This window comes from Pseudomonas sp. IPO3749 (assembly GCF_013386605.1).
Classification (GTDB): domain Bacteria; phylum Pseudomonadota; class Gammaproteobacteria; order Pseudomonadales; family Pseudomonadaceae; genus Aquipseudomonas; species Aquipseudomonas azotoformans_A.
This window is the reverse complement of sequence record NZ_JACARN010000082.1, coordinates 1-24,691: the sequence shown is the minus strand read 5'-3', so window position 1 is coordinate 24,691 and position 24,691 is coordinate 1. Positions and strand designations below refer to the sequence as shown.

Below are 24,691 nucleotides of genomic sequence, written 5' to 3'. Positions count from 1 at the left end.
GTCTCCTGCTAACCACGAATAATTATTATGTGAATCAGACCGCCCAGAACGCCGGTGCACTGGCCAGGGCGGCCTTGATCAATTGCACCGCTTGGTCGATATCCTGCTCGGTGGTAAACCGGCCCAGGCTCAAGCGAATGGTACGGCCGGCGCTGCGTGCATCATGGCCCAACGCCAGGAGCACATGGGACGGCGCGTTACTCGCCGAATTGCAGGCCGAGGTCGCGGAAAACGCGATCCCCGCACTCAACGCAGCGACGTTGAATTCGCCTTCGCCAAACGTGAGGCTCAGGGTATGTGGAATACGTTGTGTCGCGCTGCCATTGAGGCGCACGCCGGCCACCGATTCCAACTGGTCCAGCAAGCGCTGACGCAAGGCGACGATCACCGCCTTTTCTTCAGCAAAAGACGCCGCAGCCAAGGCAAACGCGGTGCCCATGCCGGCAATCTGATGGGTCGCCAGGGTGCCGGAACGCAGGCCACCTTCGTGACCACCGCCGTGAATCTGCGCCAACACCTTTTGCTGCGCCCGTGGGCCGACATACAACGCGCCAATCCCTTTGGGGCCATACAGCTTGTGGGCCGAAAACGACATCAAGTCTACTGGCCACTGCGCCAGGTCGATCGTCACCTTGCCCGCGCCCTGCGCCGCATCCACATGCAACAACGCGCCGTGTTCACGCACCCGCGCGCCGATGGCGGGGATGTCGTTGAGGGTGCCCAGTTCGTTGTTCACCAGCATCAGCGAAACCAGGAACGTGTCTTCGCGCAAGGCTTCGCTGACAGCATTGGCACTGATCAGCCCATCGGCATCCGGCACCAGGTAGGTGACGGCCACACCGGCTTCCTGCAGTTGCCGCGCGGTATCCAACGTAGCCTTGTGTTCGATCTGGCTGGTGATGATATGCCCACCCGCCACGCCACGCGCCTGGGCCACGCCCTTGATCGCAAGGTTATTGGATTCGGTGGCGCCGGAGGTCCAGACGATTTGCTCAGGGTTGGCACCAACCAACTCGGCTACCTGGCGACGCGCCTGCTCGACCGTGTGCCGGGCCGCCTGGCCGAACGCATGGGAACTGGACGCGGGGTTACCGAAATTGGCATTGAAGCCCAGGCACTCGACCATCACCTGGATGACCCGCTCATCCACCGGGGTGGTGGCGGCGTAGTCGAAATACAGCGGACGTTTATTCATGACGTTAAAAACTCGCAGAGCAGGTTCCCGAGAGCAGCGTCTCAGGGGCACGGACCGGGACAGAGGTTGTCAGGTTTAACCGATCGCATGCCATTAAAGAAGGACCACTTTATGAAAATGTGCGTAGGAACGCTCCTGAAATTCAGCTTAACAGGCTGAAGTCGCACCATGGAAAACAAAAAGCCCGAGGTTCCTCAGGGGAATCCTCGGGCTTTTTGCCGTCAGGCGCGGGATCAACTGGGACGACCATGCAGGGTCACGCTGCGTTCGGCGTTCATTTCGCCCTGGCGATCAAAGCCGAAAGGCTTCTGTGGCTGGCCGGTCAGTGCGGCGCGCTGCTGTTGGTATTCATCAAACGACAAACCACGACGGCTCAATGCTTCCAGGGCCAACTGTTTGGTTTCTTCCGCCGTGTAGGGGCGCAATTCAGGTGAAGGATGGGTCGCACATCCGGCAAGGACTGAGCTGACGATCAATAAGGAAATGGCGAGGAATCGGTTCATGGCGGCGGCCCTGCAAAGGAGGTTTCGAGTCAATGAACACAGGCTACTCCCGGGCCCGCACGGTGAAAAATCACCTGCCTCGATAGTCGCTATCAACCGCCAAGGCACCTGCGATAGCGGCACTCACATATTTCTTTATGATCTATAAATATGGAAATACGTTCATTTACGGAATAACTACAACCCTCTATAACTGACGCTGCATCGCGTTGGCACTGTTGCCCACGCAACTGTTGCTCGCGCAACAGCCAATCAACAAATCACCAGCCAGACAACAGCGACACTTTTCGGCAGTGAGCTTGCAACCCACGCCAATCAAGGCCTGCGCCCGTTGGTATAGCTCTTGCTCACCAGGTTGCACTCCACTGTTGAAAAAGGAACTGTTCATGATCCGTCCCCTGAATGTCGTTGCCCTCTCTGGCGGAACCTGGCGCCCGTCACGCACCCTCGTGCTGACCCAAGCAGTGCTCGCCGAACTGGCCACGTTGCTGCCGATCCAGACCACCCTCATCGAACTGGGCGAGATTGCCCGGCCGCTGGGTGGGGCACTGTCCCGTGACGAACTGCCGGCAGACGTCGAATCCCAACTGTTGGCCATCGAACAGGCCGACCTGCTGATCGTCGCCGCGCCAGTCTATCGTGGCTCCTACCCCGGCCTGCTCAAGCATCTGTTCGACCTGGTTGGCCTCAACGCCTTGATCAATACGCCGGTACTGCTCGCCGCCACTGGCGGCAGCGAACGTCATGCGCTGGTGCTCGATCACCAACTGCGTCCGCTGTTCAGCTTTTTCCAGGCATTGACCTTGCCGATCGGTGTGTATGCCACCGAAGCCGACTTCACCGACTACCAAATCACCAGTGAACTATTAAAAGCCCGTATTCAACTGGCGGCAGAACGCGCTGCGCCTTTGTTTGCAGCGCACTCCCCCTCTCTGCTGAAAATCGCTTAAGGATTGGTCATGGATGTTTTCTGGTTTCTGCCAACACATGGCGACGGGCATTACCTGGGCACCACCCAAGGTGCGCGGCCGGTCACCCTCAATTATCTGAAACAAGTCGCCCAAGCGGCTGACAGCCTGGGTTACCACGGCGTGCTGATTCCTACCGGACGCTCGTGCGAAGACTCCTGGGTCATCGCCTCGGCGCTGGTGCCGCTGACCGAACGCCTGCGTTATCTGGTGGCAATTCGTCCGGGTATCATTTCGCCGACGGTCTCCGCACGCATGGCGGCGACGCTGGATCGTCTGTCCAACGGCCGCTTGCTGATCAACGTGGTGACCGGTGGCGACCCCGATGAAAACCGTGGCGACGGCAGCTTCCTCGACCACAGTGAACGTTACGAAGTCTCCGATGAATTCCTACAGATCTGGCGCCGTGTATTGCAGGGCGAATCGGTAGATTTTGAAGGCAAACACCTGCGCGTGCAGAACGCCAAGGCACTGTACCCACCGGTGCAGAAGCCTTATCCGCCGCTGTATTTTGGCGGGTCCTCCGACGCCGCCCACGACCTCGCCGCCGAACAGGTCGATGTGTACCTGACCTGGGGCGAACCGCCGGCCGCCGTCGCGGAAAAACTCGCGGATGTGCGTGAACGCGCCGCGCGCCACGGGCGCACCGTGAAGTTCGGCATTCGCCTGCATGTGATCGTGCGTGAAACCGAAGAGGACGCCTGGAAAGCCGCCGACAAACTGATCGAACACATCAGCGACGAAACCATCGCCGCCGCGCAAAAATCCTTCTCGCGCTTCGACTCCGAAGGCCAGCGCCGCATGGCCGCCCTGCACGACGGGCGCCGCGACAACCTGGAAATCGCCCCCAACCTGTGGGCCGGCGTCGGGCTGGTGCGCGGCGGTGCCGGCACAGCACTGGTGGGCAACCCGCAACAAGTCGCCGAGCGCATCAAGGAATACGCGGATTTGGGGATCGAGAGTTTCATCTTCTCCGGCTACCCGCACCTGGAAGAGGCGTATCGCTTTGCCGAGCTGGTGTTCCCGCTGCTGCCGGAACCCTACGCCAGCCTGGCCGGGCGTGGTGTCACCAACCTCACTGGCCCGTTCGGCGAAATGATTGCCAACGATGTACTGCCAGCCAAGGCCTGATGGGCTGAGCAGCGGGAACGGCCCTGGCCGCTCCCGCCTATAAAAGAGGAAACCCCGTGACAGCCAAACCCCACAGCGTCCTGCCCTCCCCTTTGCAGACCGCCAAACTGCTGGCCGCCGAATTCGCCCTTACCGCCGTCGAGCGCGACGAGCGCGGCGGCACGCCCAAAGCCGAACGCGACGCCCTGCGTCACAGCGGCCTGCTCGCCCTGAGCATCCCCACCCAATACGGCGGCCTCGGTGCGCGCTGGAGCGAAACCCTGGGGATCGTGCGCGAGTTCGCCAAGGTCGACAGTTCCATCGCCCACGTCTTCGGTTTTCACCACCTGATGCTCGCTACCGTGCGCCTGTTTGCGCGCCCGGACCAATGGCAACCCTGGTTCGAACAGACCGCACGCAAAAACTGGTTTTGGGGCAACGCCCTCAACCCGCTGGACACCCGCACCGTGGTCAAGGATTTCGGCGGCTGGCGCGAGTTCTCCGGCAAAAAGAGCTTCTGTTCCGGCGCCAGCGACTCGGAGATGCTGATCGCCTCGGCAGTCGATGAAACGGCGGGCGGCAAGCTGCTGATCGCCGCAATCCCCAGCGGGCGCAGCGGCATCACTTTGCACAATGACTGGAACAATATCGGCCAGCGTCAGACCGACAGCGGCAGCGCCAGCTTCGAACGCGTACGCGTGGAAGAATCCGAATTGCTGCTCGATCCCGGCCCACTGAGCACGCCCTTTGCCTGCCTGCGCCCGCTGATTGCCCAGTTGACCTTCACGCATATGTTTCTCGGGATTGCCGAAGGCGCCTTCGAAGAAGCCCGCAATTACACCCTGACCGAAACGCGCGCCTGGCATAAGTCCTCGGCTGAAGACGTGCGCCAAGACCCTTACGTGCTGCATCACTACGGTGAGTTCTGGGTCGCCCTGGAAGGTATTCGCCTGCTGGTGGAACGCGCCGCCGAGCTGCTCGACCAAGCCTGGGCCAAGGGTGCGAACCTCAGCGAAACCGAGCGCGGCCAATTGGCTATCGCCATCGCCACCGCCAAAGTCGCCGCCACCCGCCAGGGCCTGGACCTGTGCAGCCGGTTGTTTGAAGTGACCGGCGCGCGCTCCACCCACGCCTCGCTGCGTCTGGACCGTCACTGGCGCAACCTGCGCACACAGACCCTGCACGATCCGGTGGACTACAAACTCCACGAACTGGGGGATTGGGCGTTGAACCAATCCCTGCCGATTCCTACGTTCTATTCCTAAGAGAGGTGCCCATGCAGCTGTTGACCCTACCGCCCTCGCCCGCCCTTGCGACGTCGATCCGCGCCACGGCCCAGGTCTTCGAAGACCCGAAATCCCAGGCGCTGCTCGACCATATCCAGCAAGTGGCGCCCAGCGAAGCCAGCGTGCTGATCATCGGCGAGACCGGCACCGGTAAAGAGCTGGTGGCGCGCCATATCCATAACCTCAGCGCGCGGCGCAACCGGCCGTTCGTGGCGGTGAATTGCGGGGCGTTCTCCGAATCCCTGGTGGAAGCCGAGCTGTTCGGCCATGAAAAAGGCGCCTTTACCGGCGCCCTCAGTGCCAAGGCTGGCTGGTTTGAAGAGGCAGACGGCGGCACCTTGTTCCTCGATGAGATCGGCGATCTGCCGATGGCAATCCAAGTGAAGCTGTTGCGCGTCCTACAGGAACGTGAGGTCGTGCGCCTGGGTTCGCGTAAGAGCATTCCGATTGATGTGCGTGTATTGGCCGCGACCAACGTGCAACTGGAAAAAGCCATCAACGCCGGGCATTTCCGTGAAGACCTCTATTACCGCCTTGACGTGGTCAGCCTGGAACTCAGCCCGTTGCGCGAGCGCCCCGGCGATATCCTGCCGCTGACCCGACACTTCATCGAAGCCTATAGCCAGCGCTTGGGCTACGGCCCGATCACCATCAGCCGCGAGGCCGAGCAAAAGCTCAAGAGCTACAGCTGGCCTGGCAATATCCGCGAGCTGGAGAACGTGATTCACCACACCCTGTTGATCTGCCGTAACGGCGTGATCGAACGGGACGACCTGCGCCTGTCGAATATGCGCATCGAACGCCAGGACGACAGCCCGCACGGCACCGACAACAGCGCCGAAGCCTTGCTCGCGCGCGCCTTCCAGAAGCTGTTTGAAGAACAGGCCGGCGCCCTGCATGAAAAGGTCGAAGACGCCCTGCTACGCGCCGCCTATCGTTTCAGCCATTACAACCAGGTGCACACCGCCAACCTGCTGGGCTTGAGCCGTAACGTCACACGCACGCGCCTGATCAAGATCGGCGAGCTGGCGGTGAACAAGCGCCGCCCCGGTGAAAACGTGCAAGGCGAGCGCATGCTGCATTTATCCATTTAGGCGGCAGTGCAACGCGTTGTCATGGCTGCGCTCGAAACTGCGCAGCACCTGGAACGAACCAAAGGTCACTGCCGTGGCCTGGTGGGCGCGGATCAGCGTCCAGAAATCTTCCTCGCCATGCTCAAAGCACTGGAACGCCGCCTCGCCGTCTTCACGCGAGCGCCATTGCAGGTAGTTGAGCACCCGCCGTCCGTCATCGCTGACCTGCACACTGGCATTGATAAAGCCGCCGTGGCCTTGGGCCAGGCGTTCGCTTTGGGTGGTCAAGGCCGCCACCAGGGCGACTTGCTGCTGGGGCTCGATCTGAAATTCGATCAATTGAGTGAAGCTGCGATTTCTCTCTGATACCTGCATGAACACTCCCCTTCCTCTGTAGGCAGAATCTTGCGATTCGATGCCACGCAGGGTAAAACCTCTAGTTAAGTCAAGGTCAAGCGTTGTCTGGGAGTTTTTTCATGCTCAACAAGGAACTCACGGTCGGCCAACTGGCCGCCCGCAGCGGTGTGGCGGTCACGGCCCTGCATTTCTATGAAACCAAGGGGTTGATCAGGAGCAATCGCAATGCCGGCAACCAGCGGCGTTATCCACGGGATGTGTTGCGGCGCGTGGTGGTGATCAAGATCGCCCAGCGTTTGGGCATACCACTGGCAACGATCGGCGAGGCGTTGCAGGCCTTGCCGGATGGACGCACGCCCACGGCGCAGGATTGGGAGCGCTTGTCCGCACTGTGGCGGGAAGACCTGGATGAGCGCATCAATAAGCTGATGCTGCTGCGGGACAAGCTTAATGGCTGTATCGGTTGCGGGTGCCTGTCGATGGAGGCGTGCCCGTTGCGGAATCAGGATGACCAGTTGGGTGAGCGTGGGCCGGGGGCTCAATTGCTTGAGCCGACGGCCACCACTGAATAGACGCGGGATCAAAAACCAGGGGCAATCTGGCCTTTGTAACGGGTCAGGATGAACTGGCGCACCTCATCGGAATTCAACGCCTTGGCCAGTTTCTGGATACGGGGGTCGTTGATGTTATCCGGCCGCGCCACCAGGTACTCGACATACAGCGACTTGCCCTTCTCCACGATCAACGCACTGTTGGTATCGATCCCCGCTTCCAGCGCGTAGTTGGCAAACACAAACGCCAAATCCACTTGGCTCACGGAACGGGCCAGCAAGGCGCCTTCCAGTTCGCGGATTTTCAAATGCTTGGGGTTTTCCGCGATATCGCGCGGCGTGCTCAGGGTGTTGCTCGGATCCTTGAGTTTGATCAGGCCCGCCTCATCCAGCAGCACCAGGGCGCGGCCCGTGTTGACCGGGTCGTTGGGGATCGACACCGTGGCGCCGTCCTTGAGCTCCGAGATGTTTTTGATCTTGGTCGAGTAAGCGCCAAAGGGTTCGATATGCACGCCCACCACCGGCACCAGATCGGTGTGACGGGTCTTGTTGTAGTCGTCGAGGAACGGGCGGTACTGGTAATAGTTGGCGTCGATGTTCTTCAGCGACAGTTGTTGGTTGGGCTGGATAAAGTCGGTGAAGACTTTGATCTGCAGGTCCACGCCCTCCTTGGCCAGCACCGGTTTGACGAACTCGAGAATTTCCGCATGGGGCACAGGGGTCGCACCGATCACCAGTTTTTCATTGGCAAAGGCATTCAACGACAGGACAGCGGCCAAAATGGCCAGGGACTTTTTCATACAGGCTCCGAAAGCAGTTGTTATAGGAATCAACGGCGGCTGTAACGCGCCACCAAACGGTCACCGGTCATCTGCAGGGCCTGAACCAGCACCAATAGCAGCACCACGGTGACCACCATTACGTCGGTCTGAAAGCGCTGGTAGCCGTAGCGAATTGCCAGGTCACCCAGGCCGCCGCCACCGATCACGCCGGCCATGGCGGTGTAGTCCACCAGCACAATCGCGGTCACGGTCACTGCCGCCAGCAGCCCACCCCGGGCCTCCGGCAACAGGGTGTGGCGGATCACCTGCCAAGTGCTGGCGCCCATGGATTGGGTGGCCTCGACCACGCCGCGATCCACTTCACGCAGCGCGGTTTCCACCAGCCGTGCAAAGAACGGCGTACAGCCCACCACCAGCGGCGGGATGGTGCCCGGCACACCGAGGGAGGTGCCCACCAGCAAGGTGGTGAGCGGGATCAACACGATCAGCAGGATGATGAACGGCAGCGAACGCAACACGTTGACCACCACCGACAGCAACCGATACACCACCAGCGCCTCATGCAACTGGCGCTTGCCGGTGAGAAACAGCAGCACGCCCAGGGGCAGCCCCAGCAGCACGGTAAAACCCAGCGCAGCGGCGAGCATGCTCAGGGTTTCCAGGCAGGCCTGGCCGATGTCGGCCCAATAGATGTTCTTGAACAGTTCGGCCATGGATCACGACCAGTCATGGCGCGGCGGCTTGGCGCCGTTGAGCAGCCAATTGCCCACCACGTGGTACTTCCAGCGCACCGGGTCGTGCAGGGTGTGGACCCGCGCGTTGCGCCAGTGGCGGTCGAAGTTGTGCTTTTTCAAGGTGGACCGGGTGCCCCCCAGTTCGAACAGTTTGTTGCTGGCTTCGATGGCGATTTCAGTGGTCAGCACTTTTGCGCGGGCGACGGCGAGGGACGCGTGCGCGACGTTGTCTTCATCTGGGGCCGAGCGCGCGGCGTCCAGGGCAAAGCCGGCGCGGTCGAGCAAGGCTTCAGCGGCTTCCAGGCGAATATCCAGGGCACCGACCTGAATGATGGTCAGTGGATCCTCACTGGCTTTCTCCACCCCAGCGTCAATCCATGGCCGGGCGAATTGCTGCACGAACTGCACCGTGTCACGCAGCGCCGCACGGGCAATACCCGCGTCAATGGCGGCAGTGGTCAGTTGTGCGAAAGGGCCGGCCAAGGTCGGGGAATCGTAGGATTTGTGCGTAGGAAACAGATTGAACGCCGGCACCCGCAAGTCCTGCGCGAGTACCGTCCCGCTGGAGGTGGTGCGCTGGCCCATGCTGTCCCAATCGTCGACCACCACCAGCCCTTCAGTGCCACGCGGTACAAAGGCCAACTGGGCATTTTGCTGTTCATCCAGTGCCAGCACCGCCAGCCAATGGGCGTACAGCGAACCGGTGCAATAGCCCTTGCGCCCGTTGATCACATAGCCGTCGCCTTCGCGGCGAATAGTGGCCTGGATGTCCTGCACGTGCTTGCCGCCGGTTTCCGACAGCGCATTGGCAAAGCGATGGCCCTGCAAGGCCAAGCCGAAGAAATGCGCCTGTTGCTCGGGCGTGCCCTGCAAGCGGATATCTTCCAGCAGGCAGTAGTGGTTCTGCGGGATCTGCCCCAATGACGGGTCGGCCGCCGAAATAATCGCAATCACCTGGGCCAGCACCGCGTAAGACACCTGCGCCCCGCCGAACGCGCGCGGCACACTGATGCCCCACAGGCCACTGTTGGAATACAGGTCCACCACCTCGGCGGGCACCTGGCGGGTGCGGTCGCGCTCGGCGTCTTGCTCCAGAAGGACGGCAGCGACGCGGTGGGCGACGGCAATCGCCTCGGTTGCATCGCGGATCAAGGCGGCATGGGGCGTGTGGATAGGGTAATCGGCAGATACAGGCAGTACAGACATACAACGCTCTCGGGCGAATGGTTTGCCAGAGGTATTGCAGCTTCTGTGCCGAGCCCGGAAACCGGTGGTTTGGCCGTAAAAACGCGCCCCCTACCCGCTTATGGCGCAGCAAACTGCCGGTTCGCTGTTGCCTGGCGAACACCTCGTCGGTTGCCCGCAGGCCCCGGCGTACGTGGCCTATAGTGAAAAGGCCGTCCCTCCATAACCACCACTCAAGGAGAACGAAATGAGCGTTAAACCCATTCCCGAGGGTTTCCACAGCGTCACGCCCTACCTGGGCGTCGAAAAAGCGGCCGAAGCCATCGAGTTCTACAAGAAAGCCTTTGGCGCCATCGAAGCCATGCGCCTGGACATGCCCGACGGCAGAGTCGGCCACGCCGAGCTGCGCATCGGTGACTCGCCGATCATGCTGGGTTCACCCTGCGATGAAAGTGCGTTTGGCAGCCCGCGTGATGGCCACACCAGCGTCGGTTTGCATGTGTATGTCAATGACGTCGACGCGCAATACAAACAAGCCATCGCAGCCGGTGGCACACCGATCTCCGAACCCAAGGACCAGTTCTACGGCGATCGCTCCGGCACGCTGAAGGATCCATTCGGCCATGTGTGGTTCCTGGCCACCCACCAGGAAGACCTGACCGAGGCGCAGATCCGCGAACGAGCCCAGGCCATGTTCGTGCAAGGCTGATCGACGGGGGCCGGCCCGCCGGCTCCTACACACTTCATGAACAACCCCTCCACGTTTTCGCCCTTGCCCCGAACGCCGCGTGATTCCAGGATGCAGGCAATCATCACAAGGAGTCATTCCATGTTCGCCGGATTCCAAAAAGACAGCTGCCACGTCAACGGCGTGGACATCAGCTACCGCAAAGGCGGTACAGGTCCCGGCCTGCTCCTGCTACACGGGCACCCGCAAACCCACGTCATCTGGCACAAAGTCGCCGAGCAATTGGCCGAGCACTTCACCGTGGTGGCGGCCGACCTGCGCGGTTATGGCGACAGCAGCAAGCCGCCGGCCAATGACCACCACACCAACTACTCAAAACGCGAAATGGCCCGGGACGGCGTTGAACTCATGAAAGCCCTGGGCTTTGAGCAGTTCTCGGTGCTGGCCCATGACCGTGGTGCCCGCGTGGCCCATCGCCTGGCCCTGGACCACCCGACCGCCGTGCAACGCATGGTGCTGCTGGACATCGCCCCTACCCTGGCAATGTATGCGCAAACCGACGAAGCCTTCGCCCGTGCCTACTGGCACTGGTTCTTCCTGATCCGCCCGGCACCGTTGCCGGAAGCCTTGATCGAGGGCAACCCGCAGCTGTACCTGCGCAGCGTGATGGGCAGTCGCAGTGCCGGGCTCAAGCCGTTTACCGACGAGGCCTTCGCCGAATACCTGCGCTGCCTGAAACTGCCGGGCGCTGCCACCGGAATCTGTGAGGACTACCGCGCTGCCGCCGGTATCGACCTTGAGCACGACCAGGCGGATATCGACGCCGGCCATCAGCTGAACCTGCCGTTGCTGGTGATGTGGGGCGCCGAAGGCACCGTCGGCCGCTGTTTCGAGCCGCTCAAGGAATGGCAGAAAGTCGCCTCCGACGTGTGCGGCAAAGCCCTGCCGGCCGGCCATTACATTGCCGAAGAGGCTCCCGAGTTGTTGCTGGGCGAAGTCCTGACCTTCCTTCGCTGATCCCCTGATTCACTCCCCCACGCAGGCGCGCCAACGCCTGCGACGGGGTCTGCTTGCCCAAAAAAGACTGCGAGATAATAACAATGACAATCAGAAAACTGCTGGGAACCCTGTATATCCAGGTGCTCATCGCCATCGCGCTGGGCGTGTTGATCGGCCATCAATGGCCGCAGATCGGCATCGACCTCAAGCCCTTGGGCGACGGCTTCATCAAACTGATCAAGATGATCATCGGCCCGATTATCTTCTGCACGGTGGTGTCCGGCATCACCAGCATGCACGACGTGAAACAGGTCGGCCGCGTTGGCGGCAAGGCGCTGCTGTACTTCGAAGTCGTCTCGACCATTGCCCTGTTGATCGGCATTCTCGCCGCGCACCTGCTGCATCCGGGCGTCGGTTTCAACATTGACGTGAAAACCCTCGACAGCTCGGCCATCGCCGGTTTTGTCGGCCAGGCCGAACACGGTGAAGGCATCGTCGGGTTCCTGCTGCATGTGATCCCCGCGACGTTTTTCGATGCGTTCTCCAAGGGTGAAATCCTGCCGGTGCTGTTCGTCTCGGTGCTGTTTGGCGTGGGCCTGGTGATGGTCGGTGAAAAGGGCCGGCCGCTGGTGGGGGTGATCAACCAGGCCAGCGAAGTGTTCTTCCGCATCGTCGGCATCATCAGCCGGGTCGCGCCAATCGGGGCCTTTGGCGCGATTGCGTTCACCATCGGCAAATACGGCGTGGGTTCGTTGCTGCCGTTGTTGAAGCTGGTGGGCACCTTCTATATCACCGCGTTTTTCTTCATTGCCGTGGTGCTGGGCAGCATCGCCCGCTACGCAGGGTTCAGCATTTTCAAACTGATGGGTTACATCAAGTCGGAGCTGCTGATCGTGCTGGGCACCAGCTCGTCGGAATCGGCGCTGCCGCAATTGATCCAGAAACTTGAAAGCCTGGGCGCCTCCAAGGGCGTGGTGGGCATCGTGGTGCCGACCGGCTACACCTTCAATCTGGACGGCACCAACATCTATATGACCCTGGCGGTGTTGTTCCTGGCTCAGGCCACCAACATCCACTTGCCGCTGGAACAGCAGTTGACGCTGCTGGCGGTGGCCATGCTGACGTCCAAGGGCGCCGGGGCGGTGGTCGGCGCGGGGTTTGTCGCATTGGCGGCGAGTTTGGCGGTGGTGCCGACCGTGCCGGTGGCAGCGATGGTGTTGATTCTCGGCGTAGACCGCTTTATGGCTGAATGCCGCTCGCTGACCAATATCATCGGCAATGCCGTGGCCGCGCTGGTGGTGGCCGCCTGGGAGGGTGAACTGGACCGTGAGAAAATGGCGCCTATCGCGCTCAAGCACGGCCGACATGCGCGGGCAGCCGCTCAAGCGAAGATCGCTGCCGAGTAACCCAAGGCGGCCAGGTGTGCCGGAAGGCACACCGATCCGGTGCTATTCTGGCGGCTCATGCCGCCAGCCCTGTTTCTGATGACCAATAAGAAAGATACCGTGCCCCTACCCGAAGACCTGCGGGTGTTCCTGACCGTGATCCGCAAGGCCGGCTTCGCAGCGGCCGCCGATGAGCTGGGCTTGTCGCCGGCCTATGTCAGCAAGCGCATCCAGATCCTTGAAACCACCCTGGCCACCCGCTTGCTGCACCGCACCAGCCGACGCATCGCCCTGACCGAAGACGGCGAGCGGGTGCAGCGCTGGGCCGTGCGTATCCTGGAAGACTTCCAGCAACTCTCCGATGAACTCTCTGACGCACACGACAGCCCCCGTGGCCGCCTGCACCTGTGCAGCAGCTTTGGTTTCGGCCGCAACCATGTGGCGCCCGCCCTGTCGCTGCTGGCGGAACAGTACCCGGACCTGGAAATCCGCCTGGACCTGTTTGACCGCGTGGTGGACATCGTCAGCGAAGGCTTCGATTTGGAGATCCGCGTGGGCGACGATATCCCCGGCCAGCACATCGGCCGCCGACTGGTGAGCAACCGCCGCGTACTGTGCGCGGCGCCGGCTTATCTGCAGCGGCGCGGAACACCGCAACAGCTGAGCGAGCTGGAGCAGCACGACTGCCTGGTGCTCAAGGAGCGCGATAACGCGTTTGGCATCTGGAACCTGGAATACGACGGCGCCCAGGAAAGCGTGCGCGTGCGCGGGCCGTTGTCGTCGAATAATGGCGAGATTGTGTTGCAGTGGGCGTTGGATGGGCGCGGGGTATTGCTGCGCTCGATGTGGGATGTGAAACCGCTATTGGAACAAGGCAAGCTGGTGCAGGTGCTGCACGGGTATACCCAGAGCGCCAACGTGTGGGCGGTGTACCCGACACGGTTGGCGTATTCCGGCAAGTTGCGCGCCTGCGTGGAGTTCTTGCAGGAGCATTTCAAAGGGTTGTCGATTTAGCTCAGCCAGGGATTGGTTGCCAGGTGCTGGCGTTCGAAAGCCTTGATCTCTTCACGGCGTTGCAAGGTGCTGCCGATGGCGTCCAAGCCCAATAGCAACGCAGTTTTACGCAGGGTATCGATCTGGAACGGGATCACCTCGCCATCCGCCAAGCGAATCGCCTGGGCTTCAAGGTCCACGCTGATCTGCGCCTGGTCCGCCTGGCTGACCGTCTGGCCCAGCCGCTGCAACACCGCCTCGTCCAAAGTGATCAACAACACCCCGTTGCGCTGGCAATTGTCATAGAAAATCCCGGCAAAGCTGCTGCCGATCAGGGCGCGGATGCCCATTTGCTTCAAGCCCCACACCGCATGTTCACGGCTGGAACCACAGCCGAAGTTCGGCCCTACCACCATGAAACTCGCGCCCTGCCAGGCCGGCTGGTTCAGCACGAATTCCGGGTTGGGCTCGCCGGACGCCAAGAAGCGCAAGTCGAAGAACAGCCCGCGGTCCAGGCCGCTGCGGTCGATGCCCTTGAGGAATTGCTTGGGCATGATCACGTCGGTGTCGATGTTGGCCGCCAGCATCGGCGCGGCCTGGCCGGTGACCAGGGTGAAGGGTTGCAGGCTCATGGGCGTGCTCCAAAGTGGCGGATATCAGTGAGGCGGCCAGTAATGGCAGCGGCGGCGACCATCGCCGGGCTCATCAAGTGAGTGCGTGCGCCCGCGCCCTGGCGGCCTTCGAAGTTGCGGTTGGTGCTGGAGGCGCAGCGGTCGCCGGGGGCCAGCACGTCGTCGTTCATCGCCAGGCACATCGAGCAGCCCGACTGGCGCCATTCGAAGCCAGCCTCGATAAAAATCGCCGCCAGCCCTTCGGCTTCGGCCTGGTCACGGACTTCGGTGGAGCCGGGCACGATCATCGCGCGCACATGGTCGGCCACGTGTTTGCCGCGCACCACGCTGGCGGCGTCGCGCAGGTCTTCGATACGGGCGTTGGTGCAGGAGCCGATGAAGGCGTGGCTGATGACAATCTCGCTCAGCGGCATGCCGGCTTCCAGGCCCATGTAGTTGAGGGCGCGGCGCATGTCCTGGCGCAGGATCAGGTCACTGACGTCCTGCGGGTCGGGCACGCGGGCGCCGATGGGCGCGGCCTGGTCAGGGCTGGTGCCCCAGGTGACCATGGGTTCCAGGGTGGAGGCGTCGAGTTGCACTTCCCGGTCGAACACCGCGTCGTCATCGGTGTGGAGTTTTCGCCACTCCAACAGTGCTTTTTCCCACAGATCGCCTTGCGGTGCGCGTGGTTTGCCCTTGAGGTAGGCGAAGACTTTTTCGTCCGGTGCCATGAAGGCGCCGCGTGCGCCCGCTTCCACCGCCATGTTGCAGATGGTCATGCGCGCCTCGACGCTCAGCGCGTCGATGGTGGAGCCGCGAAATTCAATGGCATAGCCCGTTGCGCCGGACGCGCCGATCTTGCCGATCAGCGCCATGATCACGTCTTTTGAGGTCAAACCCGGCGCCAGGTCACCGTCTACCGTCACCCGCATAGTTTTCAGACGTTTGTAGACCAGGGTCTGGGAAGCCAGCAGGTGTTCGATTTCCGAGGTGCCGATGCCAAAACCAAAGGCCCCGAGGGCGCCGTAGGTGGTGGTGTGGCTGTCACCGGCAGCAATCACCATGCCCGGCAGGATGAAACCCTGTTCCGGGGCGATTACGTGCTCGATGCCCTGGCGCTTGTCGAGGATGTCCAGCAGTTCGATGCCGAAGTCCCGGCAGTTCTCCGCCAGGTACGACACTTGCCGCGCGCCACCTGCATCCGGCATCGCCGCGATGCGCTGGGGCGTGGTGGGGTTCACATGGTCGACCACGGCCAACGCCGTGCCGGGACGCCACACCGTGCGCCCGGCTTCGCGCAAGCCGCTGAAGGCCTGGGGGCTGGTGTATTCGTTGATCACCTGGCGATCTATATAAAGCAGGACATGGCCCTGGTCATCCAGGGAGCACACCGTGTGGGAGTCGATGTGTTTGTCGTAGAGGGTTCTGGCAGTCATTTCTTAGGCTCACTCAACGGTATGAGCCCATCCTACGCAGCGCCTCGGTCCCATCAATGCCGCTTGGGTGATGGCTTGGAACATGCTTCGTGTTCGATCAAGGCGTTTAAGCGGCCTGAATGTGAACCTGAAACATTTTCTTTCATATCCGGGTTAGGGATTTCTCATTCTCATCCGTCTTAACTTAGATACAGCCTGTCGCGTCAGCAAAAGCTACGACTGGCCTTTTCCGGGCCTTCACTGCCCCCCTCCGATCAAGACCCGCATTCACATGTCGAAGAAGTCACGCTCCAAACTCTGGTTTCTCGTACATAGCTGGTTGGCCTTGCCCATCTGGTTCTTTGTACTGATCGTCTGCGTCACCGGCACCCTGGCGGTGGTCAGCCAGGAGATCGTCTGGCTGGCCAACCCGGATATCCGCGCGAGCAAGCCGACGGACGACGCCGAACCCCTGAGCTACGACCAGGTGATCGCCGCGATCAAGCGCGAAGAGCCCCAGGTGTTCGTCCAGTCGATCAGCCGACCCGACGAATCCCACTTCGCCCTCAGCGTCGACCTCAGCTACCCCGACGGGCGTTCCGTGGAGGTCTACGTCAACCCCTACACCGGCGCGATCCAGGGCATCAGCCCGTCGTTCAACTTCCAGGCCTTTACCCGCGCCCTGCACGGCTGGTGGCTGGTGCCGTTCACCAATGGCTACAGCTGGGGCTGGTACCTGGTCTCGGCACTGGGTATTCCGCTGCTGGCGTCGCTGGTCACCGGGCTGGTGGTGTACAAGAAGTTCTGGAAGGGCTTCCTGCGCCCTACCCTGCGTATTCGCCATGGCGCGCGGATCTTCTGGGGTGACTTCCACCGCTTGAGCGGTATCTGGTCGATCTGGTTCATCGCGGTGATTTCCGTCACCGGCATCTGGTTCCTGATCCGGGCGATCCTGGGGGATAACCAGATCTCGATTTCCACCGAGCCGGTCATCCCGGTGATTGCACGGGAAAAAGTGCCGATGTCGGCACCCGGCGTGCCGGCCCCCATGATTCCCGTGGACGAGGCGATCAAGATCGCCACCCAGCGCATCCCTGGCCTGGAAGCGAGTTTCATCAGCCTGCCGCTCAATGCCTACAGCCACCTGCAGATCGGCGGGCGCGGCTGGTATCCGCTGATGTTCCAGACCGCGCAGATCAACCCTTATGACGGTGAAGTCGCGGCGGCGCACTTGCTGTCCGATCGCTCGAAGCTGGAGTTCGTCACCGAGTCCATGCGCCCGCTGCACACCGGCGACTTTGGTGGGATATGGATCAAGCTGATCTGGGCGTTCTTCGGCCTGATCATGAGCATGATGGTGTTGAGCGGCCTGCTGATCTGGACCAAGCGCACCGCCCTGGCCACCCTCAATGCCCTCAAGCGCGAAGCCAAGACCCAACACAAGCCGGCGGCCATCCCCGCCAGACAGGCTGAAACCTCGGAGGTCACCCCATGAGCCAGGTCGCTGCTGCCAAACCTTCGCCGCTGCGGGCCTTCTGGCTGAAATGGCGCTTCCATATCAATGTGCTGCTGTTGCTGATCCCTCTGGGCTTCATGCCCAAGTATTTTGCTGACGCAGCGCTGTTTCGCGGCGACACCGGCATCGGCGAGCGGGTGGCCGGTGAAGTGCAGGTCGGCCCCTGGAGCCTGACCCTCGCGGAGTTCCGCAGTGAAGGCCCGCGTCCCGACCCGGCCGGCCCGATGAAGTTTTTCAACGCCGCCCTGTGTGACACCTGCGCCGACCAGGTCAAGGCCACCTACCTGCGCATCGGCAAGCCGCGCAGCCTGCGCGCCGCCGGGGTGATCTTCTTCGGCACGCCGTACCGCATGGGCGCCGGCCTGCCGATCCCGGAACGCACACCCGCCGACGCCGAACTGTGGGTCACCATGGAAGGCTGGGACGGCACGATGCACCAGGGTTCCATCCCGTTGAGCCAGGCCTCGCCTGCCACTATTGCCTGGCTGAACAAGCAAGGAGTTAAACCATGACTTTGATGCGCATGACCCGCGCCTGTGGCGTCCTGCTGATGTGCGCCGGTTTCAGTACCGTCGCCCTGGCCCACAACCCGATGTGCGAGTGCAAGGAAATCCCCGGCGAGCAGATCCAGTGCAAAGGCGGCTTTTCCGACGGCAGCGGCGCGCCCGGCGTGACCCTCGATGTGATCGGCTATGACGAAACCATCCTGGTGCCCGGCAAGCTGGGTGAGGACTCGACCCTGACCTTCAAGAAGCCGTCGGCCGAGTTCTACGTGTTATTTGATGCAGGTCCAGGCCACGTGGTGGAAATTGACCAAGCGGATATCCAGCCGCAATGACTACCACACAGGTTGTACGCCCCGCCGGCGCCGGTCATGAAACCCTCTACGTGCTGCTGTTATGCCTGATCATCCTCGCGGTGGCAGGCTCGGTGATCGCGCTGCACGGTGAATCCCAGGAAGTGGCGGCCGTACCCAGCCACCAATTGGATGCGCGCCGCGACCTGAGCGCCGCCGAGCAAGGCATCTACGCCGACCTGCGGGTGACCCTGGATGAGATCCAGCTGTTGCAGCAGGAGCAAAGCGCGCTGCCCAGCCCGGCGCAACTGGCCGAAGAAGGTTTTGCGCCCTTTGCCCAGGACGCCAGTTCGGTCAGCCGTGGCGATCACCGCTGGCAATTGCTGGAGCCTTCGGCCTACCTGGGCCTGAGCCAGGCACCGGCCACCAGCGGCTCGCTGCTGATGCGTGTGCACGGTACCGAGCCGGATATCTGGCTCAATCGCCAGGCCAACCTCGCCGCCCCTTCCGACCTCACTGACCAGGCGCTGATCGCGGCCGGCTGGCAGCAAGTGGTCGCGCAATTCGATGCCGGCGTCACCCGCCAGCACCGTCACTGAACGAGAAGACCGATTGCCCATGTCTATTTCATCTCCCCTGTTGCGCCTGTTGCTGGTTGGCCTGCTCAGCCTGATGCTGGCTCCCCTGGCTAATGCTGAGGCGGCCAAGCGCCTGCGTATCGGCATCACCCTGCACCCTTATTACAGCTACGTAGCGAATATCGTCGGCGACAAGGCCGAAGTGGTGCCGCTGATTCCGGCCGGCTTCAACCCCCATGCCTACGAGCCGCGCGCCGAAGACATCAAGCGCATCGGCACCCTGGACGTGATCGTGCTCAACGGCGTCGGCCACGATGATTTCGCCGACCGCATGATCGCCACCAGCGAACGCCCGGACATCCCGGTGATCGAGGCCAACGCCAACGTGCCGCTGCTGGCCGCCACCGGTAACGCCGCGCGCGGTGCGGGCAAGGTGGTCAACCCGCATACGTTCTTGTCGATCAGTGCGTCGATTGCCCAGGTCAACAATATCGCCCGCGAACTGGGCAAGCTCGACCCGGACAACGCCAAGACCTACACCCAGAACGCCCGTGCCTACGGCAAGCGTCTGCGCCAGATGCGCGCCGATGCGCTCGCCAAGCTGACCAGCGCGCCCAACCCGGACCTGCGCGTAGCCACCGTGCACGCGGCCTATGACTACCTGCTGCGCGAATTCGGTCTGGAAGTCACTGCGGTGGTCGAACCGGCCCACGGCATCGAGCCAAGCCCGAGCCAGTTGAAGAAGACCATCGATGAACTGCGCGCCCTGGACGTGAAGGTGATCTTCTCGGAGATGGATTTCCCGTCCACCTACGTCGACACCATCCAGCGTGAGTCCGGGGTCAAGCTGTACCCGCTGTCGCATATTTCCTACGGCGAATACAGCGCCGAGAAGTACGAAGTGGAGATGACCGGTAACCTCAACACGGTGGTGCGAGCCATTCAGGAGTCGGGGGCATGACGGCGGCGGAACAGCTGAATGCCGTCAGCGTCGGCCCGACGCTTGAGTTCGATCAGGTTGCACTGACGCTGGGACGCACGGTGATCCTGGATGACGTGAGCTTCCAGGTACAGCCGGGCAGTATCCATGCACTGGTTGGCCCCAACGGCGGCGGCAAAAGCTCGTTGATCAAGACGCTGCTCGGGCAAACCCCTCACCAGGGACGCTTGAGCCTGCACTGGCCAGCCGCGCCCGGCACCATCGGTTATGTGCCGCAGGCCCTGGAATTTGATCGGGGCTTGCCGATGACCGTGGATGATTTCATGGCCGCCATGTGCCAGCGACGTCCGGCGTTTCTCGGCCTGTCCAAGCATTACGCCGGTGCGATTGGCGATGCGCTGGAGCGCGTCGGTATGCAGGACAAACGCAAACGGCGCATGGGCGCGCTGTCCGGCGGTGAACGCCAGCGCGTGTTGCTGGCCCAGGGACTGATCCCGGCGCCACAACTGCTGGTGTTGGATGAACCCATGTCGGCGCTGGATGAAGCCGGTATCCAGGTGTTCGAACGCCTGCTCAATGACTGGCGCCGGGCCGGGATCACCGTGCTGTGGATCGAGCATGACCTGGAGGCCGTGGGCCGCCTGGCCGACCGCGTCACCGGCCTGAACCGCCGCGTGCTGTTCGACGCCACGCCCAAAGAGGCGTTGACCCCGGATCGCCTGCTGACCCTGTTCTCCACCCACCCTCGGAGCCCGGCGCAATGAGTTATGAAGCTTTTCGCTTGATGGTCCAGGGCTGGGCCTCTTCCGGTTATCTGCCGGAAGCGCTGGCCTACGGTTTCGTGGTCAATGCCCTGCTCGCCGGTCTGCTCATCGGCCCGGTACTGGGCGGTTTGGGCACGCTGGTGGTGGTCAAGCGCTTCGCGTTTTTCTCCGAAGCGGTCGGCCACGCGGCGCTGACGGGCGTGGCGGTGGGCATCCTGCTCGGTGAACCCTACACCGGCCCCTATGGCGCGTTGTTCGGCTACTGCCTGCTGTTCGGCATCTTGCTCAACTACCTGCGCAACCGCACCGGCCTGGCGCCGGATACCTTGATCGGCGTGTTCCTGTCGGTGTCCCTGGCGCTAGGTGCGAGCCTGTTGCTGATCCTGGCGGGCAAGATCAACGTGCATATCCTCGAGAACGTGCTGTTCGGCTCGGTGTTGACGGTCAACGGCAACGACCTGCTGGTGCTGGCGGTGGTCGGCTCGCTGGTGATGGCCCTGGCGCTGCCGCTGTACAACCGCATCATGTTGGCCAGCTTCAACCCGCAATTGGCGGCGGTGCGCGGCGTGGCGGTGAAGACCCTGGATTATCTGTTCGTGATCCTGGTGACGCTGATCACCGTCGCGGCGGTCAAGGTCATCGGCGCGATCCTGGTGGGGGCGCTGTTGGTCATTCCAGCCGCCGCGGCACGCCTGTTGAGCCAGTCGCTCAAGGGCTTCTTCTGGATCTCGGTCGCGATCGCCACCGTCAGCACCCTGTGCGGGATCCTGTTGCCGATCATCTTCGACCTGCCTGTGCCGTCCGGCGCCGCCATCATTCTGGTCGCCGGTATCGCCTTCGCCCTTGCCGCCATCGCGCGCGGTACGGTGCCCAGCCTTAAAGGGAATCTTGGATAATGCGCTCCGTTCTTTCTCCCCTGGCCCTGGCCATCGCCTGTTTGTTCCCCACGCCATTGATGGCGGCTGAAGCGGCCAAACCAGCTGCCCACGCGGCAAAACCGGTCAAAGTGCTGGCCTCGCTGCCGATCACCTATGGCCTGGCTGAAGTGCTGCTCAAAGGCACCGACGTACAACTCGAACGCGCCGCCCCGGCCAACCTGCCAGGTTCGCGACAAGTGTCCTACTTCACCGGCCGAGGCGCGCCGGCCCTGAGCAAATTGGCACTGGACGCCGACGCTGCCATCGGCCTGCGCTCGCTGTGGGCCGATGACCCGCTGTACCCGGTGGCGCGGCGCAGCAACATCCGCATCGTCGAAGTCGACGCTGCACGTCCGGTGGACGGCGGTCTGCCGGGCATCGCGGTGCAGCCGGGCGTCACCGATGGCCTGAACAGCCAGCCGTGGCAGTCGAGCAACAACATGGGACGCATGGCCGATGTGCTGGCCGCCGACCTGAGCCGCCTGGCGCCCAACGCCAAGCCGAAGATCGACGCCAACCTCGCCACCCTCAAGCAGCGCCTGCTCAAGCTCACCGCCGACAGCGAGGCGCGACTGGCCAAGGTGGATAACCTGAGCGTGGTCAGCCTGAGTGATCACTTCGCGTACCTGGTCAGCAGTTTGAACCTGGAAGTACTCAGCACCGATGCGCGACCCGACGCGGAGTGGACGCCTGAGGCGTTGCAGAAACTGAGTGCCGAGCTGAAGGACAACGAGGTGGCAGTGGTGCTGCATCATCGGCAGCCGAGTGACGCGGTGAAGGCGGCTATCACTGCCGGTGATTCAAAACTGTTGGTGTTGAATGTGGACGGTGCGGAGCCGGTGACAGAGCTGGAAACCAATGTGGATCAGGTGATCAAGGCGCTGACCCCGTAACATCCACACCGACATGAATGGCATCATGCCGCCAGAACTCCAGGTCGCAATCGATCAACCGCTGGTGCTGGTCATAATTGACCCGGGCGATCCGCAAGCCCGGGCTGCCCACCGACACGCGCAACGCGGCCGCGGCTTCCACCGGCAGTGAGGTCGGCACGATTTCAAAGCGCACGCGCCCGTAGTGCAGGTCGTACTTGCGCGCATACAGCTCCGTCATCGACTGATTCAAATCACACGCCAGGATCCCCGGAAAATACTGCGGGTTCAGGTAGTGCTCTACATACAGCACCAAGCGCCCATCAATCCGCCGTCCCCGGCAGATCTGGATCACACTGGACAGCGCGGGCAACTGCAACCACGCACACACCGCCGCCGAGGCCGGTTGCAGGCGTGCAGAGATGACTTCCGTGGAAGCCACGCGCCCCTGGTCGCTGACCATGGCGTGAAAGTGGCTGCGTTGCATCAGGTTGTACGCCAGCCGTGGCGGTGAGACAAACCAACCGCGCCGCTCCTCGCGATAGATCTGGCCCTGTGCCTCAAGTTGTAACAAGGCTTCCCGCACCGTAATCCGGGTGGTACCAAACAACTCGCTGAGCTTGCGCTCGGCAGGCAGTTTGCTGGCAGGCGGCAACAAACCGTGATCGATCTGCTCTTGCAGCGCCAGGCCAATGGATGTCACCGCCTTGATTGCCTCATCACGCATCAACGTTACCTATCTGGACTAGACCAGCACCGATCCGGTGCACAAACCGCTGCGTAAACCGGCCAACACTCAAGCTTGCCAGCCTAGGCATTACAGATGACCGACAGATGACAGTCCGTATCCATCGCCCTTAGCACACCCTGCAATACATCGGCCAAGTCCAATCAATGCGGGCACTTGGGCATGGTCTACGCTAACTCTGCGACAAGCGACATCAGCGATTTAAAAACGACATCGACATGAAACTGTCATCCATCGAGCCTAGATTGGCTCAGGTATTGCTGACCTAGACCAACACCACCGCAAACGTCGATAAAAACGCAGCGTTGAAAACGCCCAAAGGAGCTTCGGATGAAACAGCTTTTCCTGGCATCACTGTTAGGCTCGACCATTGCCATGTGCACCGCCGCCATGGCCGCTGATACCGATCTAAAAACCCTGGAAGCTGCCGCAAAGGCAGAAGGCGCCGTCAACAGCGTCGGCATGCCCGATGACTGGGCCAACTGGAAAGGCACCTGGGAAGACCTGGCCAAGACCTACGGCCTCAAGCACATCGACACCGACATGAGCTCGGCCCAGGAAATCGCCAAGTTCAAGGCTGAGAAAGACAACGCCAGCGCCGACATCGGTGACGTGGGCGCAGCGTTCGGTCCGATTGCGGTGAAGCAGGAAGTCACCCAGCCGTACAAACCGTCCACCTGGGCCCAGGTTCCGGATTGGGCTAAAGATAAAGACGGCCACTGGGCCTTGGCCTACACCGGCACCATCGCGTTTATCGTCAACAAGAAGCTGCTGCACGGCTCTGAAGTGCCGACCAGTTGGGCTGACCTGCAAAACGGCAAGTACAAAGTCTCCATCGGTGACGTGAGCACCGCAGCGCAAGCGGCCAACGGTGTACTGGCAGCCGCCATCGCCAATAAAGGCGACGAAAAGAACATCGCCCCCGGCCTGCAATTTTTCACCAAGATCGCCCAGCAAGGCCGTCTCTCGCTGTCCAACCCGACCATCGCCACCATGGAAAAAGGCGAAGTCGAAGTGGGCGTGGTCTGGGACTTCAACGGCCTGAGCTACAAGGCCAAGATGGCCAACCCGGATGACTACGTGGTGCTGATCCCATCGGACGGCTCGGTGAAATCCGGCTACACCACCATCATCAACAAATACGCCAAGCACCCGAACGCCGCCAAGCTGACCCGCGAATACATCTTCAGCGACGCCGGCCAACTCAACCTGGCGAAAGGCAATGCGCGTCCAATCCGCGCTGAAACCGACCTGAAACTGCCGGCCGATATCGCCAAGAACCTGATCCCGGGCGAGCAGTACACCAAGGCCAACCCGCAGCCGATCAAGGATGCCGATGCCTGGGAAGCCACGTCCAAGAAACTGCCTCAGCTGTGGAACGAGCAGGTCATCGTAGAGATGAAGTAAGTCCGCCACCCGCATTGGAGCTCCACTGGAGATCCAATGTGGGAGCGGGCTTGCTCGCGAATGCGTTGGTTCAGTCAACTGATTCATCGCCTGACACACAGCTTTCGCGAGCAAGCCCGCTCCCACACTTTTGGCCCGCTCATCCAATGAAATTGAGTCAAACCTACTGTCGCGGAGCCCCAGCCCCCATGAAGCACAATGTCATCCTTGTCGTGCTCGACGGCCTGAACTTCGAGGTTGCGAGGCACGCCATGGGGCACTTGCAGGCCTATGTCGGCGCAGGACGCGCAGCCCTCTACAAACTGGAATGTGAACTGC

The 24,691-nt window shown here is 61.9% G+C and carries 27 protein-coding genes and 1 pseudogene; 19 read left to right on the top strand and 9 right to left on the bottom strand.

Going from position 1 to position 24,691, the window contains the following annotated elements; all coding sequences use genetic code 11:
- Positions 1–34: 34 nt before the first annotated feature.
- Positions 35–1,195 (bottom strand): cysteine desulfurase family protein, encoded by a 1,161-nt coding sequence (locus HX812_RS27440; RefSeq protein ID WP_038844886.1) that lies wholly within the window; start codon positions 1,193–1,195, stop codon positions 35–37.
- Positions 1,196–1,428: 233 nt separating this feature from the next.
- Positions 1,429–1,698, bottom strand: a complete 270-nt coding sequence (locus HX812_RS27435; RefSeq protein ID WP_038844883.1) for a hypothetical protein — start codon at positions 1,696–1,698, stop codon at positions 1,429–1,431.
- A 386-nt stretch (positions 1,699–2,084) separates the two neighbouring features.
- Between HX812_RS27435 and msuE the strand changes: the two genes are divergently transcribed.
- Genes msuE through HX812_RS27415 form a run of 4 tightly spaced genes read left to right on the top strand, consistent with a single transcriptional unit; the run spans position 2,085 to position 6,156 of the window.
- Positions 2,085–2,648 (top strand): FMN reductase, encoded by a 564-nt coding sequence (gene msuE, locus HX812_RS27430; protein WP_038844881.1) that lies wholly within the window; start codon positions 2,085–2,087, stop codon positions 2,646–2,648.
- A 9-nt stretch (positions 2,649–2,657) separates the two neighbouring features.
- A complete protein-coding gene (gene ssuD, locus HX812_RS27425; RefSeq protein ID WP_038844880.1) occupies positions 2,658–3,797 on the top strand; it encodes an FMNH2-dependent alkanesulfonate monooxygenase in 1,140 nt (379 codons plus the stop codon).
- A gap of 56 nt (positions 3,798–3,853) precedes the next feature.
- Positions 3,854–5,041, top strand: a complete 1,188-nt coding sequence (locus HX812_RS27420) for an acyl-CoA dehydrogenase family protein (protein WP_038844879.1) — start codon at positions 3,854–3,856, stop codon at positions 5,039–5,041.
- An 11-nt stretch (positions 5,042–5,052) separates the two neighbouring features.
- Positions 5,053–6,156, top strand: a complete 1,104-nt coding sequence (locus HX812_RS27415) for a sigma-54-dependent Fis family transcriptional regulator (protein WP_033900291.1) — start codon at positions 5,053–5,055, stop codon at positions 6,154–6,156.
- Here HX812_RS27415 and HX812_RS27410 read toward each other — a convergent pair.
- Positions 6,145–6,510: an antibiotic biosynthesis monooxygenase gene (locus HX812_RS27410; RefSeq protein WP_038844877.1), complete on the bottom strand. Its 366-nt coding sequence runs from the start codon at positions 6,508–6,510 to the stop codon at positions 6,145–6,147. The genes HX812_RS27415 and HX812_RS27410 overlap by 12 nt on opposite strands.
- Before the next feature lie 101 nt (positions 6,511–6,611).
- Between HX812_RS27410 and soxR the strand changes: the two genes are divergently transcribed.
- Positions 6,612–7,064 (top strand): redox-sensitive transcriptional activator SoxR, encoded by a 453-nt coding sequence (soxR, locus tag HX812_RS27405; RefSeq protein ID WP_038844876.1) that lies wholly within the window; start codon positions 6,612–6,614, stop codon positions 7,062–7,064.
- Positions 7,065–7,072: 8 nt separating this feature from the next.
- Here the strand turns inward: soxR and HX812_RS27400 are convergent, their stop codons facing one another.
- Genes HX812_RS27400 through HX812_RS27390 form a run of 3 tightly spaced genes read right to left on the bottom strand, consistent with a single transcriptional unit; the run spans position 7,073 to position 9,765 of the window.
- Positions 7,073–7,843 (bottom strand): MetQ/NlpA family ABC transporter substrate-binding protein, encoded by a 771-nt coding sequence (locus HX812_RS27400; protein ID WP_038844875.1) that lies wholly within the window; start codon positions 7,841–7,843, stop codon positions 7,073–7,075.
- 29 nt (positions 7,844–7,872) lie between these two features.
- Positions 7,873–8,538: a methionine ABC transporter permease gene (locus tag HX812_RS27395; protein WP_016980232.1), complete on the bottom strand. Its 666-nt coding sequence runs from the start codon at positions 8,536–8,538 to the stop codon at positions 7,873–7,875.
- A 3-nt stretch (positions 8,539–8,541) separates the two neighbouring features.
- Entirely contained in the window at positions 8,542–9,765 is a 1,224-nt protein-coding gene (locus HX812_RS27390; protein ID WP_038844873.1) for an SfnB family sulfur acquisition oxidoreductase, read from the bottom strand.
- A 226-nt stretch (positions 9,766–9,991) separates the two neighbouring features.
- Between HX812_RS27390 and HX812_RS27385 the strand changes: the two genes are divergently transcribed.
- The 4 genes from HX812_RS27385 to HX812_RS27370 all read left to right on the top strand — a co-directional run bounded on the left by HX812_RS27385 (position 9,992) and on the right by HX812_RS27370 (position 13,830).
- A complete protein-coding gene (locus HX812_RS27385; RefSeq protein ID WP_038844870.1) occupies positions 9,992–10,453 on the top strand; it encodes a VOC family protein in 462 nt (153 codons plus the stop codon).
- Positions 10,454–10,573: 120 nt separating this feature from the next.
- The gene (locus HX812_RS27380) at positions 10,574–11,449 is read left to right on the top strand and encodes an alpha/beta fold hydrolase (RefSeq protein ID WP_038844868.1); all 876 of its coding nucleotides are present in this window, start codon (positions 10,574–10,576) and stop codon (positions 11,447–11,449) included.
- 83 nt (positions 11,450–11,532) lie between these two features.
- A complete protein-coding gene (locus HX812_RS27375) occupies positions 11,533–12,837 on the top strand; it encodes a dicarboxylate/amino acid:cation symporter (RefSeq protein ID WP_033900301.1) in 1,305 nt (434 codons plus the stop codon).
- Between the two features lie 78 nt (positions 12,838–12,915).
- Complete coding sequence (locus HX812_RS27370) at positions 12,916–13,830, top strand: LysR substrate-binding domain-containing protein (RefSeq protein ID WP_200864502.1); 915 nt, start codon at positions 12,916–12,918, stop codon at positions 13,828–13,830.
- On the opposite strand, the gene leuD is transcribed toward HX812_RS27370, so the two are convergent.
- Positions 13,827–14,441, bottom strand: a complete 615-nt coding sequence (gene leuD, locus HX812_RS27365; protein WP_038844864.1) for a 3-isopropylmalate dehydratase small subunit — start codon at positions 14,439–14,441, stop codon at positions 13,827–13,829. The genes HX812_RS27370 and leuD overlap by 4 nt on opposite strands.
- Positions 14,438–15,856 carry a 3-isopropylmalate dehydratase large subunit gene (gene leuC, locus HX812_RS27360; RefSeq protein ID WP_038844862.1) on the bottom strand — a complete coding sequence of 473 codons (1,419 nt, stop codon included), beginning with the start codon at positions 15,854–15,856 and terminating at the stop codon, positions 14,438–14,440. Before leuC ends, leuD begins: the two co-directional genes overlap by 4 nt.
- Before the next feature lie 271 nt (positions 15,857–16,127).
- Here leuC and HX812_RS27355 point away from each other — a divergent pair, with 271 nt between their 5' ends.
- Genes HX812_RS27355 through HX812_RS27320 form a run of 8 tightly spaced genes read left to right on the top strand, consistent with a single transcriptional unit; the run spans position 16,128 to position 22,239 of the window.
- Positions 16,128–17,330 (top strand): PepSY domain-containing protein, encoded by a 1,203-nt coding sequence (locus tag HX812_RS27355; RefSeq protein WP_038844860.1) that lies wholly within the window; start codon positions 16,128–16,130, stop codon positions 17,328–17,330.
- Positions 17,327–17,863, top strand: a complete 537-nt coding sequence (locus HX812_RS27350; protein WP_038844858.1) for a hypothetical protein — start codon at positions 17,327–17,329, stop codon at positions 17,861–17,863. Before HX812_RS27355 ends, HX812_RS27350 begins: the two co-directional genes overlap by 4 nt.
- Positions 17,860–18,189 (top strand): hypothetical protein, encoded by a 330-nt coding sequence (locus tag HX812_RS27345; protein WP_016980241.1) that lies wholly within the window; start codon positions 17,860–17,862, stop codon positions 18,187–18,189. The genes HX812_RS27350 and HX812_RS27345 overlap by 4 nt, the downstream gene beginning before the upstream one ends.
- Positions 18,186–18,746 carry a DUF6162 family protein gene (locus tag HX812_RS27340; protein ID WP_038844856.1) on the top strand — a complete coding sequence of 187 codons (561 nt, stop codon included), beginning with the start codon at positions 18,186–18,188 and terminating at the stop codon, positions 18,744–18,746. Before HX812_RS27345 ends, HX812_RS27340 begins: the two co-directional genes overlap by 4 nt.
- A gap of 19 nt (positions 18,747–18,765) precedes the next feature.
- The gene (locus HX812_RS27335) at positions 18,766–19,686 is read left to right on the top strand and encodes a metal ABC transporter substrate-binding protein (RefSeq protein ID WP_038844854.1); all 921 of its coding nucleotides are present in this window, start codon (positions 18,766–18,768) and stop codon (positions 19,684–19,686) included.
- Entirely contained in the window at positions 19,683–20,429 is a 747-nt protein-coding gene (locus HX812_RS27330) for a metal ABC transporter ATP-binding protein (protein ID WP_038844852.1), read from the top strand. Before HX812_RS27335 ends, HX812_RS27330 begins: the two co-directional genes overlap by 4 nt.
- A complete protein-coding gene (locus HX812_RS27325; protein WP_033900316.1) occupies positions 20,426–21,325 on the top strand; it encodes a metal ABC transporter permease in 900 nt (299 codons plus the stop codon). The genes HX812_RS27330 and HX812_RS27325 overlap by 4 nt, the downstream gene beginning before the upstream one ends.
- Positions 21,325–22,239 carry a metal ABC transporter solute-binding protein, Zn/Mn family gene (locus HX812_RS27320; protein ID WP_038844850.1) on the top strand — a complete coding sequence of 305 codons (915 nt, stop codon included), beginning with the start codon at positions 21,325–21,327 and terminating at the stop codon, positions 22,237–22,239. The genes HX812_RS27325 and HX812_RS27320 overlap by 1 nt, the downstream gene beginning before the upstream one ends.
- Here the strand turns inward: HX812_RS27320 and HX812_RS27315 are convergent.
- Positions 22,220–22,945, bottom strand: coding sequence for a UTRA domain-containing protein (locus tag HX812_RS27315; RefSeq protein WP_038844847.1), 726 nt, complete (start codon positions 22,943–22,945; stop codon positions 22,220–22,222). The genes HX812_RS27320 and HX812_RS27315 overlap by 20 nt on opposite strands.
- Before the next feature lie 351 nt (positions 22,946–23,296).
- Here HX812_RS27315 and HX812_RS27310 point away from each other — a divergent pair, with 351 nt between their 5' ends.
- Both HX812_RS27310 and HX812_RS27305 read left to right on the top strand, forming a co-directional pair.
- Positions 23,297–24,373, top strand: a complete 1,077-nt coding sequence (locus HX812_RS27310) for an ABC transporter substrate-binding protein (RefSeq protein ID WP_038844846.1) — start codon at positions 23,297–23,299, stop codon at positions 24,371–24,373.
- A gap of 188 nt (positions 24,374–24,561) precedes the next feature.
- Positions 24,562–24,691 (top strand): annotated as a pseudogene (locus HX812_RS27305) (alkaline phosphatase family protein); the annotation flags it as partial.